We start from the raw sequence: 18,774 nt of genomic DNA, 5'->3' as shown, positions 1-18,774 counted from the left end.
CTAAAAAAAGATCAAAGAACTAAAAGTCCTTTGATCTTTACGTAATACTATATTATTGCTCTTCACCAACAAATGGTAATAAGCCCATGATACGTGCACGTTTGATTGCAATTGTTAATTTGCGTTGGTTCTTAGCGCCAGTACCTGTTACACGACGTGGCAAAATTTTTCCACGTTCAGAAATGAATTTTTTTAATAATTCGATATCTTTATAATCAATATATTCAATATGGTTAGCAGCGATATAATCGACTTTACGACGTTTACGTCCGCCTCTTCTTTGTTGTGCCATTCTTATTCCCTCCTATCAAATTCGTTTAGAATGGTAAATCATCATCTGAAATGTCGATAGTTGAACCTGATCCACTAAATGGGTCAGAATCTCTATCAAAATCAGGCATACCGTTATTGTTAGACTGAGAGGATGATTGATTAAAATTGTTTTGTCCTGAAAAATTATTGTTCTGTGATTGTTGGAAACTTCCGCCGCCAGCATTATAAGTTGGTGTTGAATCTGATCCATCTGTTGTTTGTCTTTGCTCTGATGCAGAACGAGACTCTAACAACTGGAAATTTTCACATACAACTTCCGTCACGTATACACGTTGACCTTGTTGATTCTCATAATTTCTAGTTTGAATACGACCAGTTACGCCTAATAATGTACCTTTGCGCGCGTAGTTTGCCATTGTTTCAGCAGGTTTACGCCAAATCACACAGTTAATAAAATCTGCTTCACGATTTCCATTTGCATTCGTAAAGTTACGGTTTACTGCTAGAGTAAATGTCGCAACTGCAGAACCACTAGATGTATATCGTAAATCCGGATCTTTTGTTAGTCTTCCAACTAATACAACGTTGTTAATCATTTAAACATCTCCTTTCGTCAATCCAATGTTTCACGTGAAACATTTGGTTATGCTTCTTCCTTGATAATCATGTGACGGATAATATCGTCATTGATTTTAGCAAGACGATCAAATTCATTGATTGCTCCTGCAGTTGATGGAGAAGATACTTTAACGATATGATAGATGCCTTCACGGAATCCGTTCATTTCATATGCTAAGCGGCGTTTTTCCCAATCTTTTGATTCGATAACTTCTGCTCCGTTATCTTTTAAGATTGTGTCGAAACGTTCTACTAAAGCAGTTTTTGCTTCTTCATCAATGTTCGGACGAATAATGTACATAATTTCATAATTCGTAGCTTGACTCATTGATTTTCACCTCCCTATGGACTTTAGGCTCTTAGATTGCTAAGAGCAAGGAGAGTTATCTAAAATTTATAGACTACTCACAAGGTTTCATTATACAGCTAAAAGCTGATAAAATCAAGTCTTCTTAGCAATTTTTGATCATTTTTTTCAGCAATGGTTTTTTCCTCTCGTGTCTTACTTTAATATACGTATAATTTTATTTTTTTCATTTTTTTTGCTATTGATTTAGGTTATTTATTTTTCATGTTATACTATCCTTGTTCGATATTACACAAATATTTTAAGGTAGTTTGAAAGGATGCTGTTACATTGAATCAACTGTTAGAATACCAACCACTCAACTTATACACAAATTATTTTGAGGCTGCACGTAATACCCCAGAAATTTCTATTATTCATGATGAACTTCTACCAGCTTTTCCTGAACTTGGCACTAATTATACTTATCAACTAAGTCACGACGCAATTTTAAATCGTGCCTATCAATTAGCTAGTTTAGGTGTAAAGGCTGAGGATAAAATCATCATTTTCAAGAGCCCAAAATTCGATACGTATTTGTTAGCAGTTGCCGCTTCTTATTTAGGCGCTGTTCCTGCAATGATTTCTTATCATTTTCCCGCAGAAATGATTGATGTTTTTGTTGATCGCTTGGAAGACCCTTTTATTCTATTTGATGATGAAACAGCAGAAAAAGTAGCACATGTGAAAAATAGTTCACAAGAAAAACAAATTTCAGTCCAAAAACTTTTGCAATCACCTGCTAAAAAAGTTTCCCAAGTAGAGTTACCTAAGGATGCTATTGCATACATGACGCATACATCCGGAACAACTGGTATTCCTAAATTAATCTGTCACTCCGCAAATTCTATGGGCTGGCGAACAAAGTGGCAAAAAACAATTTTCACAAAAATTGCAGAAAAGAAGATTGTGGGTTTCCACATTTCACCAGTGCACTCCCGCTTTAATATAGGTATTTCTTCTTTAATGGCAATGGGCTTTCCTATGATGCCTTTATCAATATCAAATAGTGATTCTGTTTCAAAAATGTTATTAAAACATCAACCAATTGCTCTTGAGACTCACCCAAACAATTTTGTTCAGTGGACCTCTATGGCAAAAAAACAACCTGAATCCTTTGCAAGTGTCCGTTATTACCACTCCACTTTTGATGCCATCAACAACGCAACAATGGGAAGTTTCTTAAAAGCTTCAGAAAAGAATCAACCGATTTTCCTTCAAGTTTATGGACAAAGTGAATGCGGGCCTATGATTTTAAAAGCTCATACGTTAGACTCCCTAAAAACATCTGATGCTCGTGACATGGGTGTTGGTTTAGAAGGATTAACTGAAGCTCGAATCGCGGATAAAGAGGGAAACGTACTACCTGCTATGACAGACGGACACATCCAATTCTTATCTAAAGGCCGTGCTTTAACGTACTATAAAGAAGACGACCGTTTCCAAGCAACCGTCTTTGGTCCTTGGTGGGATAGCGGGGACTATGGTTTTATAGATGAAAATGGTCATTTATTCCTGAAAGATCGCCAAGTTGATTTAATAGAGAAAATCGATAGTAATTTAGCAATCGAAGACCATTTATTGGATGCTCTGGATTTCCTTCAGGAAGTAATCATTGTTAGAGCAAAAGATAACTCTCCTCAGCCAATTTTAGCAGTTGATCCAAAACAAGGAATGGATTGGGATGCTTGGTGGGAACAAGTTGCTGATTTACCGCATCTAAACAAGCCGATTATTATGGATTGGGATGAGATTCCTCGCACTGCAACAATGAAAGTACAACGATTACAAATCGAAAAAGCATTGAAAGAAAAAGAATGATTTAAACTAAAAAGAATCGCAGACTAAGATGGAATAATAGTCTGCGATTCTTTTATTTAGTATATATAGTTTCTAAAGTACCATATTTTAATAATTTTTCTTTGGATAAAGAAATGCCGATTCCCTGACCATTTGGAACACTGATTTCACCGTTTTGAATTACAATTGGTTCACTTAGGATATCCTCAAAGTAATAACGATCAGAAGCGGAGATGTCTCCAGGAAAAGTAAATATTTTTTGAGAAGCAAATTGTAGATTCAAAGCTCTTCCTACACCAGATTCAAACATTCCTCCAAGCCAAACAAGCAGCCCTTTTTCTTTACAAAAATCAACTATTTTCATAGCTTCTGTAATTCCACCTACTCTAGGAATCTTTAAATTGATTGCTCGACAACTCCCCAAAGCAAATGCTAGCTCACAATCTTTAAGCGTTCGAATATTTTCATCTAAACAAATATCTGTTTTTATTTCCTTTTGCAACTGTGCATGATCCAGAAAATCATTCGCAGCAAAAGGTTGTTCGATCATTGCCAAATTATAGGCATCTAGTTGCTTTAAGTAGGAGATATCCTTAATAGTATAGGCTGAGTTGGCATCTACCATCAGCAAAATATCAGGAAATTCTTGTCTAATGGCTTCGATTGGTTCTAAATCATATCCTGGACGAATTTTTAGTTTGACCCTTTGATAACCCTGTTCAACATATTTTCCAATTTGATCGGTTAACTTAGTTAGATCGGTCTGAATTCCCACACTGACACCGACTGGAATTCTTTCTCTAGTATCATAAAAATATTCTTTTAGGCTTTTGCCCTTTCGTTTAGCATATAAATCCCAAATCGCTGTTTCAAGGCTAGATTTAGCCATTTGATTGCCTTTTACTTCATCAAATAAAGTCGATACTTCTTTAGGATGTTGAATATCACTATTTTTCATTAACGGAATCAAATGTTTTTCAATGATTATTCGAGCTGTATCGATTGTCTCTTCTATGTAATCTGGCTGCTCAAATGGAACTAACTCGCCCAGGCCACAGTTACCTAATTCGTCTGTCACTACCAAAATATCAAAAGCTTTCTCTGTTAGACGACCGTAACTCGTTTCAAAAGGAATCCTCAACGGCAATCGAACACAGTAACGATCAATACGGTGAATTTTCAACGTAGTTTCCTCCTTTTAAAAGTTTAGCGACTCGTTCAGCTCTGACTGGATAATTTAAGTTGTCGCATTTGGTTTCTCGGACAATTTAGCTATTTTCCTAAGGATTGATTTGTGAAGCTCGATAACACTAAATGCTAAACAAATCGGGGAATCCTTTAGAAAATTAGGAAATGGACATTGAAGCGCTTTTCGTTTCGATGGCAATTTATCTATTTTCCCAAGGATTGATTTGTGAAGCTCGATAAAAATGTATAAACAATTTTCTCAAATACCTGTGGTTTTTCCAAATGAATACAGTGACCAGCATCTTGCACAACTTCAATTACCAAATCTGGTTGTTTTTCTTGCATTTTTTTGGCAATATCTTGGAATTTAAGATCTAGTTCTCCTACGATCAAAAGGGTAGGTATTTTTATCTTGTTAAGTTCCTGCCAAAAATCTGCCTGAACTCCGGTCCCCATAAACCATAAACTGCACGCCAATCCAAAATTCCGTTGGGATAATCGCTCTTTGCGAAGCATTCCTTGGACTTTAGGTGATAACCTTTTTTGACTCTCAAAAAGAGGTAACTGTTCCCATTTATCGACAAAGTCTTCAATTGGATGGCTCATAATAAAACTAGCTAAATGTTCATCAGAACATTTCCGCACTATTCTTTCTGACTTGCTCTGTAAGCCCGGAGATCCACTCTCTAAGATCAGTTGCTGAATCTTCTGAGGAAATAGATGAGTGAAACCTAAAGCCGCTCTAGCGCCCATTGAATAGCCTAATAGAGAAAATTGAAATATACCCAAGTGTTCGGTCAATAACGCTATATCCTGACATAAGCAATCCATCTGATAACGATAGGGGTGAACATAACAATCCGTTTGACCATGACCAATTAAATCAATCGCTAAAATATTTATATCACTTTTTTTTTGAAAAACTGATGTGAAAGTTTGACTCGTTCCAGTAAATCCATGTAGGCAAACCAATGTTGGTTGGCCTGGTTTGTAGACAGACAGCCATTCATAATAATAAGTTACGCCATTTATAGTCGTATTCATTTATTTTTTACCTAGCTTTTCTTTCAATCCACTAATAACTTTTTCATATAGCAACACATTTTCCTGACGATTACCGACAACTTCAATCATTTGAAATCTCGGTTGCTTTTGTGTCGCCTCCAACACTAATTCTAACTGTTCTAAACTCTCAGTTTTTACATAATCTGCTCCGTATAATTGAGCAACTAAAGAAAAATCCAAATCGATTGGTGTCCCAAAAATTGGTTCAAAATCATCGGGTCTCAACTGACGTTGTGAAAGAAATGAAAAAATGCCGCCGCCATTATTATTCAGTAAAACAATCGTCAATGGTAAATTGTATCGTTTTGCTAATAATAATCCATTCATATCGTGATACATAGCTAAATCACCTATCAACAACACATTCTGACGATCTGGATTAATCGCGCACATTCCCAAAGCAGTTGAAACGATCCCATCGATTCCATTGATTCCACGATTACCGAATAAATGATAATGATTATTTTCAGATGCCGTAAAACGGTCTAAGAAACGTATCGCATTGCTGTTTGAAACAAATAATTGACCATTTTTTGCCATTTTTTTATGAACAAGAATACTTGCAGTCGTTTCATTTAGTGTCTTCATTTCACTTAGTTCTGCTAATTGTTGCTCTGTTGTTTCCTGCCAATCGACCCACTGATTACGCCATGAATCTGAAGTTTTCGTTTTAATTTTATCCGTAATCGCCTCAGCAAATATTTGTTCTTCTGCTTGGATCGCAACTTGGGTTTGCTTTAGTTGGTCTTGCCATTCGCCTGTTTCATCGACAAAGTAGATTGTGGTCGTCTCATTAAGTGATTGCAACCAAAGCATCGTATTTTTTGAAATAGGCAACATCCCAAAACGAACGACTACCTCTGGATACAGCTTCATTTCCGCTTCTTGGATAAATAGATCAGCATAGCTCATGATCAAAGAGCTGTCTTTACTACACGAAGTAATATTTGCCAAAGGATCACTAATAATCGGCCAATTCAATGTTTCTGCCAACTCAATAAATACTTCAGCTTCTTCTAGTGTGTGACTTCCCCCTACAACTAAAACTCCTTTTTTCTCTTGCCATGCAGCAACACACTTAAGCAACTGTTCTTCTGATAGTTGCTTTTGACCAGCGAAAATTTCTGTTTGTCTTTCAACGCTCAATGATTGATTTAAATCAGGTAATAACGGCTCACGTAATGGAAAATTCAAATGAATGGGACCTTTTGGTGTTTGACAAGCCGTATCAGTAACTCGCATTCCTTGCCAATACGCATAGTCTAACATCACATTCGTTCCTTCTGGAATCGCCATCTCTATAAATTCTTTTACATGACTTTGAAATAAATGGAATTGATCCATTGCTTGAGGCGCGCCTACTTGCCGTAATTCATGTGGTCGATCTGTTGTTAGAATGATCAAAGGAACATGACTAGCACTTGCTTCGCAAATTGCTGGATAATAATTTGCAGCGGCTGTTCCAGATGTACATAATAAAGCGACTGGTTTACTGCTAGCTTTACTTAACCCTAAAGCAAAAAATGCTGCAGAACGCTCATCAACTTCAATAAACGTTTCGATTTTTTCTTGTCGATGTAATAATAGTGCTAAAGGTGTAGATCGAGAACCTGGACTTATCACAGCCTGTTCTACGCCACTGCTGATCATTCCCTCAACAAACGTTTGTAGATAATTTGTCATTTCACTTTGATTTGTCATGATCATCCCCGCCTATTCCTCTTAACATCGGTTGAAATTTGATTTTTGTCTCAACTCTTTCTTGCTCTACTTGAGAATCTTTCACAATACCACAGCCAGCGTATAAATAACCGATATTCTCTGAAAGTACTGCAGAACGAATTCCAACAGCAAATTCTCCTATATCTTCCTTGATTGCAACCCAACCAATTGGAGCACCATACAAACCTCGGTCCAAACGTTCATGTTCTTTAAGCCACTTCAACGCTAACTCCTTTGGTTCTCCACCCAAAGCTGGGGTCGGATGTAATTGCTGGATTCCTTTTAGAAAACGGTATTCAACTTGTCGTTGTCCTTCAATGGCTAGGTGAAGGTGTTGAATATCACGATTCTTTAATAATTGCGGCTGTTGCGGGTGAATCGTAGTACCCGTCATCCATTCTAATTCTTTGATAATTCTATCTACAACGATTTTATGTTCTTGCCGATTTTTCATATCATTCAATAAATAATTCCCTAACGCCTTGTCTTGTACCTCTGTTGTTCCACGTGAAACAGAACCAGCAATACTTGCTGTCGAAAATGTCGTTGCAGAAGCCCGTAGTAAGCGTTCTGGAGTAGCACCTATAAATATATACTCATCTGATTCTAAAACAAAAAAATAGGTGTTTGTTTGCTGCTGCTGAAGATTTTTTAAAATCACATCTGCTTGGAATGGACGATCACTTTTCACTTCCATCCGTCTAGCTAAAACGACTTTCTCTAAAGGTCCTGCTTCCCTCAGTTTTGCTACAGTTTGATCCACAACTGACATCCATTCAGATACAGCGATTTCTTCTGCCTTTATTTGTAAAGGGGCATTCTTTTCTAGCAACTGAACAGTCATTAGTTCTGTGAATTGTTCTGTAAGTTCTAGCCATTTTTGCTGTAATATTTCTTTATTTTCTGCACTGAAATTCATCGAAAGATACCGTTTGCCATCGGTTTCTGTAATTAAAAAGGTGGGTAAGTAAAATAATCCTTGTTCCATCTTGCCCCAGTCATTCTGCTTCATTTGTTTGCTATCAAAAGCAAATCCACCAAATAAAATAGCTCCTATTCCAGTCATCGAATGATTTTGATATATTTTTTCTTTTTCTGCTAAAATAAATGCATCCACCTGTTCAAAAGTAGCTTGATCATAGGTCAGTTCTTGCTCTTTACCGAAGCCGACTAGCGTAAAATTTTTGTCAGGTGTTTGCCAATAAAAACGGACACCTTTAAACGTTTTTTGTCCCTTCTCAAATAAAGTACGCAAAGAATCTGTATTTTCATTTATTTCTTTAATCCAGCTAAATTGGCGATAGCCATTTTCATATGCTTGTTCTAATTCTTTAGGAATGCTCATTTGCTTAAAAAAGCCTCCCTTTCTATTGTTGTTAAGCGGTGCTTCGCTAATTTTCCACTAGCTGTTTTTGGTAGAGAATGGCATAAGTAAATTCGTTTAGGTAGTTTATACTTTGCTAAATAATTTTCAGCAAATTCATTTAGTTTTTCTACTGTAATCATCGATTCTCCAACAATATAGGCCACAGGAACAGCGCCCCATTTTTCATCAGATTCGCCAATTACGGCAACTTCTTTTACACCTGGAAACTCTTGGATAACATGTTCGATTTCTGTAGGATAAATATTCTCACCACCTGAGATGATCAACTCACTTAAACGACTGACTAAATACAGATATCCTTCTTCATCCAGATACCCCATATCACCCGTTTTAAACCAACCATCTGCTGTCCATTTCACCATTTGCCATTGCTCTCCATTTAAATACCTGTAAACAACATTCTTCCCTTTTAGAAGAATCTCCCCAACCTCATTTGGCTGCAATTTTTTCTCGTTGTCATCAACGATTTTGACTGCCATTCCCATCAAAGGCTTACCAGCTGACCCTATTTTTTCTGCAGCATCTTCAAAACCTAATGCTACAACTTGGGAACAGGTTTCTGTCATTCCATATGATTGGATCACACGTATACCATGGCTTTCACATTTTTCCAACGCTTTAGGCGAAATCGGTCCACCGCCAAGCAGCATCGCTTTGAAATTTGAGCTGTAGCCTGCCTTAGGATAGTTTTCTAGTAACTCTTGTAGCATAACTGCCACAACAGAAATCACGTTCCCACGACCTTTTGCTAGATCGTTTGTCACCATTTTTGCGTCAAATTTACTATATAAACGGAGACTACATCCTAATACTAACTGGCGAATGATGATCGATAATCCACTAATATGAAATAGTGGGACTGGGCAAAGCCAACAATCATCTGCTGTAATATTCATGTTTTCTTGTGTCGCCAAAGCACTAGCCAAATGATTACTGAAACACTGCACAACACCTTTAGGGTTTCCTGTCGTACCTGATGTGTACATGATCGAAGCTGTCGCATCAAACTGATAAATAGAGGTATTTTCGGTTGCTGATGTTGCTTTAATTGGCGTTGATTTTGTCATTTCAATCCGTTTTATTTGATCTAATTCAGAAAAAAGTGCTGCACTTTCAGTAGAAACCACCACCAGATTCACCTCTGCATCGGTCAATTGGTAGTGGAGTTCCTGTAAGCTTAAATGTGTATTTAATAAAACGAGCTCTTTACCTAATTCCCACAAAGCTAAAATTGAAAAATACATTTCTTTTGAATTACGACTAAATAGAGCAACTCTTTTTTCTTTATTCGGTATCTTTAATGAAAACGATTCTGCCCATTGCTTGACTTCTTGAGCTATTTCAGCGAACGACCAAACTTCATCCTGCCAATAAAAAGCAGGATGATCTGGTCGTTCATTTACTTGTTTTTGTAGCCAACTGCACATGTTTTTCACCCTTTTATTTTATGGAAATTTAGGGAATTGGTCGAAATCAGGTTCACGTTTTTCTTTAAATGAATCGCGTCCTTCTTTGGCTTCATCCATTGTATAATAAAGTAACGTTGCGTCTCCTGCTAATTGCTGAATTCCAGCCAAACCATCTGTATCGGCATTTAGAGAAGCTTTGATCATACGCAATGCAAGTGGGCTTTTCTTCAACATTTCTTCGGCCCATTCCATCGTTATATCTTCTACTTCGGCTAAAGGTACAACGGTATTGATCCACCCCATATCCAGCGCCTCTTCCGCTGAGTATTGTTTGCATAGGAACCAAACTTCTTTGGCTTTCTTATGACCAATAACACGCGCTAAATAGCCAGATCCGTATCCACCATCAAAACTACCAACGTTCGGTCCTGTTTGACCGAATTTAGCGTTATCTGCCGCAATCGTCAAATCACAAACAAGTTGAAGTACGTTCCCACCACCGATCGAATAGCCTTTGACCATCGCAATGACAGGTTTTGGAATCACACGAATCAAACGTTGTAAATCTAATACATTCAAACGAGGAACACTATCTTCCCCTACATAACCACCGTGACCACGAACTTTCTGATCGCCGCCAGAACAAAATGCTTTATCGCCTGCACCAGTTAAAATAATCACGCCAACATCTTGTTTATCACGGCTAATGTTGAATGCATCGATCATTTCCATGACTGTTTTTGGAGTAAAAGCATTGTGTACTTGAGGACGATTGATTGTGATCTTCGCCACTTTACCTTCTTGCTCAAATAAAATTTCTTCGTATTCTTTGATTGTTGTCCAGTTTCTCATTGGGAAACCTCCTTATAATTTTTAAAGCGGAACAAGCTGCTTAGCTCTGATAGAAAAATAGGAAATTAGGACTAAGGTGCTTTTTGCCTTATTCATAATTTATCTTTTTTCCGAGAGACTGGCTTGTGCAACTAGATTAGTTTTCAATGCCTCTATTATACACAAATATGAAGATTTTAGAATGATAGACGGTTTAGAGAGTGGCGAAATTGAACTTAGAAAAAGGAACATCCTACGAAACCCTGTCGTAAGACGTTCCTTAACATTTATCACCATGGTCAATGATGGAATCTGGATTCCTAACTTGATTATTTTTGAATTTAAGACTTTTAATGAATCTTCTGATATCGATGCTATTACTTTACGGAATTAACAGTACTTTCGTTTATGGTTACTTTTTTCTTCAGAAAAACTGTCTGATACAACAATGAAGTTACATCAGACAGTTTTATTTTACAGATAGATACTTCCCTTGTATTACATACAGTTCTCTTCTAAGTTCATGTCGTAAAGCGCTTAGCTTAAACGTATTTCATCAAAAAAGGAATAAAGCGAGTTTGTGATCACTTAGATTACTCCTCTCTAAATTAAAGATTCTCCCTATAAAAAGCCTCTAATCTCTCCACTGCCAAACCAACTGGTTCTTCCTGATCATACAAATCATAATGACTAGCACCTTCGATCACATACAAATCCTTCTTCTCAGAACCTGCACGAGCAAACAATTCGTGTCCATCTCTATTCGAGCCAAATGCACCTTGTACACTACCAACAATAATTTGCAGTGGTTGTGTCAGTAATTCTTCTACAAGATGAAACGCATCAAACCCAATTACTGAACCAAAACTAGTATATCTCACTTTATTTGGAGAACAAGGATGTTGGCCACGAGGTGTCGTATAATAGTCCACTGCTTCAATTATATCAATATCTGTGATTCCAGCAGCTTCTCTTTCTTCTTGATTCTTAGGAATCCAATTCGCAATCAAAGGATTTTCGCCTCTTGCTTCCACAGTCCGTTGTTGCCCAATCTCTTCCAATGCCTTGATTACGCCAACTGTATCGCCATGACTTTCACGATTGACACGACCAATATTTGCACCTACAACAGTTCCAACTGCTTTGATCCGACGTTCGGTCATTGCTGCATTGACTGCGTAACCTCCACCAGCACAAACACCTAAAACACCAATGCGATCGACATCCACATAATCAATTGTTGTTAAATAATCAACTGCACAGCGAATATCTTCGACTCTTGCTGCTGGTTCTTCAATAAAACGCGGTTCTCCTTCACTTTCTCCTTGATACGAAGCATCAAAAACAAGCGTGACATAGCCTAATGCTGCTAGTTTTTCAGCATAAATTCCAGCAGTTTGGTTTTTACAACTACTGCCAGGATGGACACACACAATCGCAGGATATTTCTTGCTTGCATCTAATCCATCAGGGACATTTAAAATACCAGCGACCTTTAATCCTTTTGCATCAAATTTTACAGTTTGTTTTTCTACATTCATCATAATACCACCTTTATTTTTCTCTTGAGAGAATTATTACACTCTAGTATAATAAAATGCAGAAAAATACTTTTCAATAACCAAAAAAAGAAAAATGAGACTTACTACACACTTATTCAAAAATGTGTAGTCTAGGAGAATGACTATGAGTAAAATCGATCGAAGAATTCTAAAATCAAAACAAGCGATTCGGGCAGCCTTTGTAAACTTATTAATGGAACGTGGATTTGACGAAATAACGATAAAAGACATTGCTGAACAAGCAGATATTGCTAGAAAAACCTTTTACCTGCACTATCTAGATAAATTTGATCTTTTAGAACAACTTGTCGATGAGCACTTATCTGAGTTACGGATAATTTGTGATCAAAAACAAGAAAAAGAATTGATAGAAGGAACAATTATCTGGTTTAACTATTTTGATGCACGTAAAGATTTTTTTAAAGCGCTGTTTAAAAGTAACAGTACACTTTCATTTCGAAAAAAGTTACTAGATTTTACGATGGGGGAACTAAAGAAAAAAATCTACCCACTATCTGATAGCAACAAAATGATCGATCAAGAAATTCTCTTAAAATTTTTGGGAATTGCTGTGATGGGGATCATTGAATCTTTTGTTCTAGAAGAGATCAATGGTGATACAGCAATTGTAGCCCAACAAGTCGGAAAACTTGTTCAAAGAAATATATAATCAAAAATAAAAATGAGACAATCATTAATGATTTATATTAGTATCAATGTGCCAGCATCTCTTGTGCAATATCAAATCCAGTCATACCAACAGGATAGTACGTAGGCCAATTGTCCATTTCTTCCAATAATTTTTGCTGACTTTCATCACCAAAATAGATATGGAAATGTGCTGCTTTTGAAGGGGCGATCCCATGATCTGAAAATTGCACATACTTATACGGCGTGTCTTCTGTGGCTTCAAATAAATAGCGAACTCCACGATTTCCTGCTTTATAAGTTAAGATTTCTTTTCCTACGTATTTATATTTCGACGAGTACTGTTTATCCCCTACTATAAAAGTCATGGTGTCCTTACTGATATCAACTCGATCTACGTCTGTTTGATACCCTTTCTGATAATAGTCTTTGTATTCTTCTGCCGTCATTTTTTTCGTTCGTTTTTCTTTATAGTCAAATACTTGGTCAAACATGCCCTCTTCTAAATAAGGAAACACCGATTGCCACTCACCAGCATAATCAGAAAGCTCACGATCTTTAACATCCTTGTCGTCAAAATAGCCATTTGAAACCGTCTTGTTTACAGTAGCTTCAGTTAGTTCTTTTTTAGGCGTAACTTCTGTTGATTTTATCAGTGCTTCTAAATTATCTTTCATCACACTAATATACGTTTTGCCTGCTTTCATATCCTCATTTGTAAGACCTTCTAACGGATTTAAAACAAGTAATTCAACACCTGTCTCGTTTGCTAAGGTTTTCGCTACTCGGTCATTTGCATTTTCTTCAAAATAAATATAGTTGATCCCTGTTTCTTCCACTAGTTTTTTCAGTTCTGCAATCCGAGAAGGCTGCGGTTCTTGATCGGGAGAAATTCCTGCAATTGGTACCTGTTTTAAGTTATAATCTAAAGCTAAATAAGAAAAAGCTGTATGTTGGGTAATAAAATTTTTTTGTTTAGCATTCGTCAACTTTTTCTCATACAGTTCATTAAGCTCCGTTAATTGTTCGATATAATCTGCCGCATTTTTAGTAAATGTCGTTTTTTTCTCTGGGAAATGTTTACTCAATTCATCTCTGATTGTTTCAACTTCTTTGATTGCTCGAAATGGACTTAACCATACATGAGGATCATAGTCATGAGAATGCCCGTCGTGATTTTCCTCTGCTGAATGATCGTGATCATCATCACTCCCAGGTAAAAGAACCATCCCTTCACTTGCCTTGATACTCGTCACATTCTTTAGTGATTTTTCCATCTTAGGCACCCAAGTTTCCATATATTCACTATTATAAACAAAGGCATCCGCATCTTGTAATTTGGCAATGTCCTTTGCAGAAGGTTCGTAATCATGCGCTTCTGTTCCAGCTGGAACCATTAACATAACCTCACCAACGTCGCCAACGATATTTCGAGTAAATTCATACATCGGATAAAAAGAAGTGACAATCGTTAATTGTTTTTGATCTTTATTCTCTTTTGTCTCCGTTTTTGGTTTGGTACAAGCTGTTAAAATAATTCCTAGTAAAAATAACCCTACGCTAATAAGTCGTAACTTCTTTTTCATTTTTGATCTCCTCAATTGTTTTATTTATGATCTAGTGTATCTTAAGATAATTGCTAGTGTGAAAAACACATTATTGTAATAAAAACTAATTGCTCATCAGACCACTCCTTTCCGATTCTCACAACGCAAAACGTAATGGTTACGTTTTAACCACATGAGAATATAACAATTTTTGTTATCGTTGTCAAGAGACGAACAGAGACCAAGAAAGTATAAAGCCAAAATAAAAAGCGTAAGACAATAGTCAGAAAAAAATCTGATTATTATCTCACACTCTCTATTTTTTATTCTTATTCCATATAAATACTGTTCGTAGGAACGACTTGTGCACCAAACGGCATCAATGCCAATTTAGCCAATTTAAACGACTGCATCCCAAATGGTATTCCAATGACCGTTACACATAAAATAATTCCGCTGACACAATGTCCTACTGCCAACCAAAATCCACTGAATACTAGCCAAAGAATGTTTACTAAGAATGAGGTCGTACTTGTGCTGTACACAACTTTTTTACCGAAGGGCCAAAAACTTAAACCTGCTAGTTTGAAACACTGCAGTCCAATCGGAATCCCAACGATCGTAATACACCACAGAATTCCTGCTAAAAGCCAAGTCAATCCACCAAAAAAACCACCAAAAATGAACCAAATAATATTTCCTAGACAACCCATATCTTGATCCCTGCCTTCTTTATACTTTAAATAGAAATTATACTATAAAATCCAAAAACATTCTTTTTCTTTATGCATAAAATGATTAAATCATATAAATTTTCTTGTGAACACTTAATACTTTCGTTACTATTACTATTAAGAACCTCATTATTAGCCCCAAAGGAGATTTTTTTATGAGCACAGCAATCATAGTCTATCAAAGTACACCAATGTTTGGAAAAAACATACTTCCAGATGGAAACGTTCTAGGCATGTTTAAACAAAATAAATTAGTAACCAAGCTAAACCAAACACTCGAAAAAAAGAATAGTCACTGGCTCGCCGTTTTAGACGACTCCATCGCAGATATCGACTTTATTGCTCAAGAAGCAGATGCTGTTATTTGTGTCCCAGGACTGCAAAAACAATTTGATCTAAAAGATTATCCAAGAGAAAAAGTATTCTATTTTGATTCTTTAAGTTATCATGAGTTGAATCTAGATAAGGTAATTGCTTTTCTGGAATCGATCCAGTAATGATTTGCTAAAAAAAAGAGAGGATTGGGTGATTATGCATTTATTAGACTATTTGAACATTGAAACAACTGAGCTATCTAAAGAAAAAGTAGTTCTAACCATGAAAATAGAAGATTTCCATAAACAACCTTATGGCATTTTACATGGAGGAATGAATGGTATTTTGATTGAAACAGCCTGCAGTTTAGGAGCAAATGAACAGCTGGATGAAACTTCTTATGCAGTTGGTATCGACCTTCAAATCAACCATTTAAAAAGCGTACCTAGCGGCATATTAACGGTCGTCGCAACAGCAGATCGAATTGGACAAACTGTTCAAGTTTGGGAAGGAAAAATTTTTAATGCTTCAGAGGAGTTGACAGCTGTTGGTCGTTGTACACTAATGAGCCGCAAAATTGAGAAATAAAAATAGGAGTGTGGAACAATAGTCCTTTCTCCAAACAAAAACGATTGATGGTTCATAGCTAGGTTGAGAACTTTGAGTGAGCCACATCATGCGAATGGTGAAAAGATGAACCCATTTGATGATAAAAAAGGCTAACGCGTTCCTCAAGAATACGCTCAATCAAGCTCATCCATGGTAATTTTTTCTAGCAGAAAATTAAAATCTAGAGGAAGAACTTGATTTTCGGTATAACGTTTAACTATAAAAACACCTCGCTAGTTTGATTGAGTCGTTACTTTTATTCTAGTAAAGGTATTCTTATTTTTGTACAAAAATAATCCAGATGTCCATCAAATTGACTGGTATCTGGATTTCGGTTTAGAACGTATGGTCCAAGCTCCTCTAGTTTAGTGTGTTTATTCAACTTTCTATCAATAATTAATATGCTTTATCCCACTATTTTTATTAATTGAATACGTAAAGGTTACTCTTTATTGTTTCGGTTATTTCGCTTTTTTCAGTAACTGTACCAACTGCTGAAGATGCTCGTCTGCAGATTCTACATCTTCGCGGATCATTTTCTCTGATAAAATAAAGGAGCCACCAACAGCTATGATTTCCTCAGCGTTTACATACTCTAAAAAGTTGCTTTCATGAATCCCACCAGTTGGCAAAAATTTCACATCATAAAAAGGACCACTTAAGCTTTTAATCGCTTTTAACCCACCATATATATCTGCTGGGAAAAATTTCACCACATGTAACCCAAAGTCTAATGCTTGTTGAATATCCCTAGGCGTAGCCGTTCCAGGAAAAACGGGAATATTTCTTTCTAAACAAAATTCAATGACTTCTGGAACAATGGCTGGCGACACAATAAATTGAGCACCATTACTGATAGCATCTCTGGCTTCTTGTAACGTACGAACAGTACCAGCACCCACAATTAATTTCTCAGAAGCGGCTAATTGTTTGATGGCTTCCAATGCTAAGTCGCTTCGAAACGTGACTTCAATGAACGGTAGCTCATTCCTTAGTAACAGTTCTTCTACTTGTGGTAAGTAGCTTAAATCTGTTGCTGTATATAGCGGCAACAATTTGCAATCGGCTAACGTTTGGTACATTAGCTCTTTTTTTTCCACATCTATCATCATTCTCTGTCACTTCCTATTTTCATTTGCTTTGGTTGCTTCATAAAGCCCTTGAATATACGTTAAGCCCATTGCTCGATCATATAAACCATAACCTGGCATCGCATTCTCATCCCAGATTGCGCGACCGTGGTCTGGACGAATCACCCCTTCGTACCCTACATCAACTAAAGCCTGCATCAAGGCGGACATATCTAAAGAACCTGCAACACTTGGATGAGCTGTTTCTTCAAATCGATGATCTCCTAAATATTTTACATTCCGGAAATGAACAAAATTAATTCTGTCACCTATTTCACGAATCATGGTAGGCAAATCATTGATTGGATCTGCACCAAGAGATCCTGTACAAAAAGTGATGCCGTTTGCTGGTGAATCGACTAAAGATAAAATTCGTTTCAAATCGGCTAAGTTCTTGGTAATTCTTGGTAAACCAAAGATTTCCCAAGGTGGATCGTCGGGATGGATCCCCATTTTGATATCTTCATCTTCACAAACGGGAATCACTCTTTCTAAGAAATAGCGTAGATTTTCAACTAAATTTTCTTCTGTGACCCCTTCGTACATTGCTTTTAATTCTTGAAATTGTTGCAGCCGTTCTTCTTCCCAACCAGGTAAACGAAAGCCCTTCGATTGGCTATGAATCAATTGATACATATCTTCTGGTTGCATATTTTCCACAACAGCTTGGTCAAAAAGTAAAGATAAACTGCCATCTTCATTTTCGTAAGCCAAATCCGTTTTGGCCCAACCAAAAATAGGCTTAAAACTGTAACAAACTAACGAAATCCCGCATTTTCCTAGATTACGTAATGTTTGAATATAATGATCGATATACAAATCCCGCTCAGGCGTACCAGCTTTAATCGCATCATGAATAGCTACGCTTTCGATTCCTAATAACTCCAAACCTTCTTTTTCAACGGATTGTTTTAATGTTTGAATTTCTTCTACAGACCAAATATCTCCTGGCAGTTTATTTAATAATGTTCCAACGATTCCAGTAATTCCTGGGATTTGTCGGATATGTTTTAACGGAATGGCATCTCCTTCAGTGCCATACCATCTAAATCCCCATTTCATTGCACTCATCCTTTGCTTCCTCCATTAAAAATCATCCTCATCATCATCAATTTCAGTTGTTATCATAGATATATCCCACGCTTGTACACTCTCTTTTCCTTGTACTACAACAGCTTGAGCTGCTTCAGCGATAGGTGTCCCCAATATTTGATGATTAATAGCTTCTAAAATCATTGGTAAATTCGTGCCGCTAATAACATACATATCTTTTTGAATAGTTGGCTCTAATTCATTGATCACTAAAACAGCTTGATTGTATGGACTCGCACTCAGTAAATCAACTAAAACCAACACACCATCATTTTGATTCACTGTTTCAATCGCTTTTTTGATTTGCTCACCTAACGCCTGTACATCATCTCCACTATTTAAATTTACTGTTTCAATATTTTCTGTTGCTCCCATGATAACTGTAGCAGCATCTTTTGCTCCATCGCTTAGTGCGCCATGTGTCGCAATCACAATTCCTAGCATACTTGTTCCTCCTGTGATCTTATTGAGGCTATTTAACTGACCTAAAATGGCCTA

Annotated in this window: 19 protein-coding genes; 4 read left to right on the top strand and 15 right to left on the bottom strand. The window is 36.8% G+C overall.

Features of this window, described 5'->3' with window-relative positions; translation table 11 throughout:
• Positions 1-52: 52 nt before the first annotated feature.
• Genes rpsR through rpsF form a run of 3 tightly spaced genes read right to left on the bottom strand, consistent with a single transcriptional unit; the run spans position 53 to position 1,219 of the window.
• Positions 53-292, bottom strand: a complete 240-nt coding sequence (gene rpsR / locus AC4BB7_RS00175; protein WP_010762117.1) for a 30S ribosomal protein S18 — start codon at positions 290-292, stop codon at positions 53-55.
• Between the two features lie 25 nt (positions 293-317).
• Entirely contained in the window at positions 318-869 is a 552-nt protein-coding gene (gene ssb / locus AC4BB7_RS00170) for a single-stranded DNA-binding protein (protein WP_086314807.1), read from the bottom strand.
• 47 nt (positions 870-916) lie between these two features.
• On the bottom strand, positions 917-1,219 hold the full coding sequence (gene rpsF, locus AC4BB7_RS00165; RefSeq protein WP_069663270.1) for a 30S ribosomal protein S6: 303 nt from the start codon (positions 1,217-1,219) through the stop codon (positions 917-919).
• Between the two features lie 309 nt (positions 1,220-1,528).
• Between rpsF and AC4BB7_RS00160 the strand changes: the two genes are divergently transcribed.
• Complete coding sequence (locus tag AC4BB7_RS00160) at positions 1,529-3,058, top strand: AMP-binding protein (protein WP_490483988.1); 1,530 nt, start codon at positions 1,529-1,531, stop codon at positions 3,056-3,058.
• A gap of 52 nt (positions 3,059-3,110) precedes the next feature.
• Here the strand turns inward: AC4BB7_RS00160 and menC are convergent, their stop codons facing one another.
• From menC to AC4BB7_RS00125, 7 genes are all read right to left on the bottom strand, one after another.
• Complete coding sequence (gene menC / locus AC4BB7_RS00155) at positions 3,111-4,220, bottom strand: o-succinylbenzoate synthase (RefSeq protein WP_490483987.1); 1,110 nt, start codon at positions 4,218-4,220, stop codon at positions 3,111-3,113.
• Between the two features lie 209 nt (positions 4,221-4,429).
• Complete coding sequence (gene menH / locus AC4BB7_RS00150; protein WP_490483986.1) at positions 4,430-5,269, bottom strand: 2-succinyl-6-hydroxy-2,4-cyclohexadiene-1-carboxylate synthase; 840 nt, start codon at positions 5,267-5,269, stop codon at positions 4,430-4,432.
• Positions 5,270-6,991: a 2-succinyl-5-enolpyruvyl-6-hydroxy-3-cyclohexene-1-carboxylic-acid synthase gene (gene menD / locus AC4BB7_RS00145; protein WP_490483985.1), complete on the bottom strand. Its 1,722-nt coding sequence runs from the start codon at positions 6,989-6,991 to the stop codon at positions 5,270-5,272.
• Positions 6,975-8,357, bottom strand: a complete 1,383-nt coding sequence (locus AC4BB7_RS00140) for an isochorismate synthase (protein WP_490483984.1) — start codon at positions 8,355-8,357, stop codon at positions 6,975-6,977. Before AC4BB7_RS00140 ends, menD begins: the two co-directional genes overlap by 17 nt.
• Positions 8,354-9,826, bottom strand: coding sequence for an o-succinylbenzoate--CoA ligase (locus tag AC4BB7_RS00135; RefSeq protein ID WP_490483983.1), 1,473 nt, complete (start codon positions 9,824-9,826; stop codon positions 8,354-8,356). The genes AC4BB7_RS00140 and AC4BB7_RS00135 overlap by 4 nt, the downstream gene beginning before the upstream one ends.
• 18 nt (positions 9,827-9,844) lie before the next feature.
• Entirely contained in the window at positions 9,845-10,660 is an 816-nt protein-coding gene (gene menB / locus AC4BB7_RS00130; RefSeq protein WP_490483982.1) for a 1,4-dihydroxy-2-naphthoyl-CoA synthase, read from the bottom strand.
• A gap of 587 nt (positions 10,661-11,247) precedes the next feature.
• A complete protein-coding gene (locus AC4BB7_RS00125) occupies positions 11,248-12,180 on the bottom strand; it encodes an alpha/beta hydrolase (protein WP_086314796.1) in 933 nt (310 codons plus the stop codon).
• 145 nt (positions 12,181-12,325) lie between these two features.
• Between AC4BB7_RS00125 and AC4BB7_RS00120 the strand changes: the two genes are divergently transcribed.
• Positions 12,326-12,871: a TetR/AcrR family transcriptional regulator gene (locus tag AC4BB7_RS00120; RefSeq protein WP_490483981.1), complete on the top strand. Its 546-nt coding sequence runs from the start codon at positions 12,326-12,328 to the stop codon at positions 12,869-12,871.
• Positions 12,872-12,914: 43 nt separating this feature from the next.
• On the opposite strand, the gene AC4BB7_RS00115 is transcribed toward AC4BB7_RS00120, so the two are convergent.
• A complete protein-coding gene (locus tag AC4BB7_RS00115) occupies positions 12,915-14,435 on the bottom strand; it encodes a zinc ABC transporter substrate-binding protein AdcA (RefSeq protein WP_490483980.1) in 1,521 nt (506 codons plus the stop codon).
• Positions 14,436-14,725: 290 nt separating this feature from the next.
• Entirely contained in the window at positions 14,726-15,109 is a 384-nt protein-coding gene (locus tag AC4BB7_RS00110) for a YccF domain-containing protein (RefSeq protein ID WP_086314793.1), read from the bottom strand.
• A 176-nt stretch (positions 15,110-15,285) separates the two neighbouring features.
• On the opposite strand from AC4BB7_RS00110, the gene AC4BB7_RS00105 reads away from it, so the two are divergent.
• Both AC4BB7_RS00105 and AC4BB7_RS00100 read left to right on the top strand, forming a co-directional pair.
• A complete protein-coding gene (locus AC4BB7_RS00105) occupies positions 15,286-15,627 on the top strand; it encodes a hypothetical protein (protein WP_490483979.1) in 342 nt (113 codons plus the stop codon).
• Between the two features lie 34 nt (positions 15,628-15,661).
• Positions 15,662-16,033, top strand: coding sequence for a PaaI family thioesterase (locus tag AC4BB7_RS00100; RefSeq protein ID WP_086314791.1), 372 nt, complete (start codon positions 15,662-15,664; stop codon positions 16,031-16,033).
• A gap of 482 nt (positions 16,034-16,515) precedes the next feature.
• Here AC4BB7_RS00100 and AC4BB7_RS00095 read toward each other — a convergent pair whose 3' ends face one another.
• From AC4BB7_RS00095 to AC4BB7_RS00085, 3 genes are read right to left on the bottom strand one after another with little or no spacing between them, the layout of a single operon-like run.
• Positions 16,516-17,166, bottom strand: a complete 651-nt coding sequence (locus tag AC4BB7_RS00095; protein ID WP_490483978.1) for a bifunctional 4-hydroxy-2-oxoglutarate aldolase/2-dehydro-3-deoxy-phosphogluconate aldolase — start codon at positions 17,164-17,166, stop codon at positions 16,516-16,518.
• 6 nt (positions 17,167-17,172) lie between these two features.
• On the bottom strand, positions 17,173-18,246 hold the full coding sequence (gene uxuA, locus AC4BB7_RS00090; RefSeq protein WP_490485168.1) for a mannonate dehydratase: 1,074 nt from the start codon (positions 18,244-18,246) through the stop codon (positions 17,173-17,175).
• Positions 18,247-18,270: 24 nt separating this feature from the next.
• The gene (locus AC4BB7_RS00085; protein ID WP_490483977.1) at positions 18,271-18,720 is read right to left on the bottom strand and encodes a PTS sugar transporter subunit IIA; all 450 of its coding nucleotides are present in this window, start codon (positions 18,718-18,720) and stop codon (positions 18,271-18,273) included.
• Positions 18,721-18,774 lie beyond the last annotated feature (54 nt).

The organism is Enterococcus sp. AAFC-DPL-5182 (assembly GCF_058216605.1).
The sequence above is the reverse complement of the archived record's forward strand: the minus strand, read 5'-3'. Positions and strand labels throughout refer to the sequence as shown.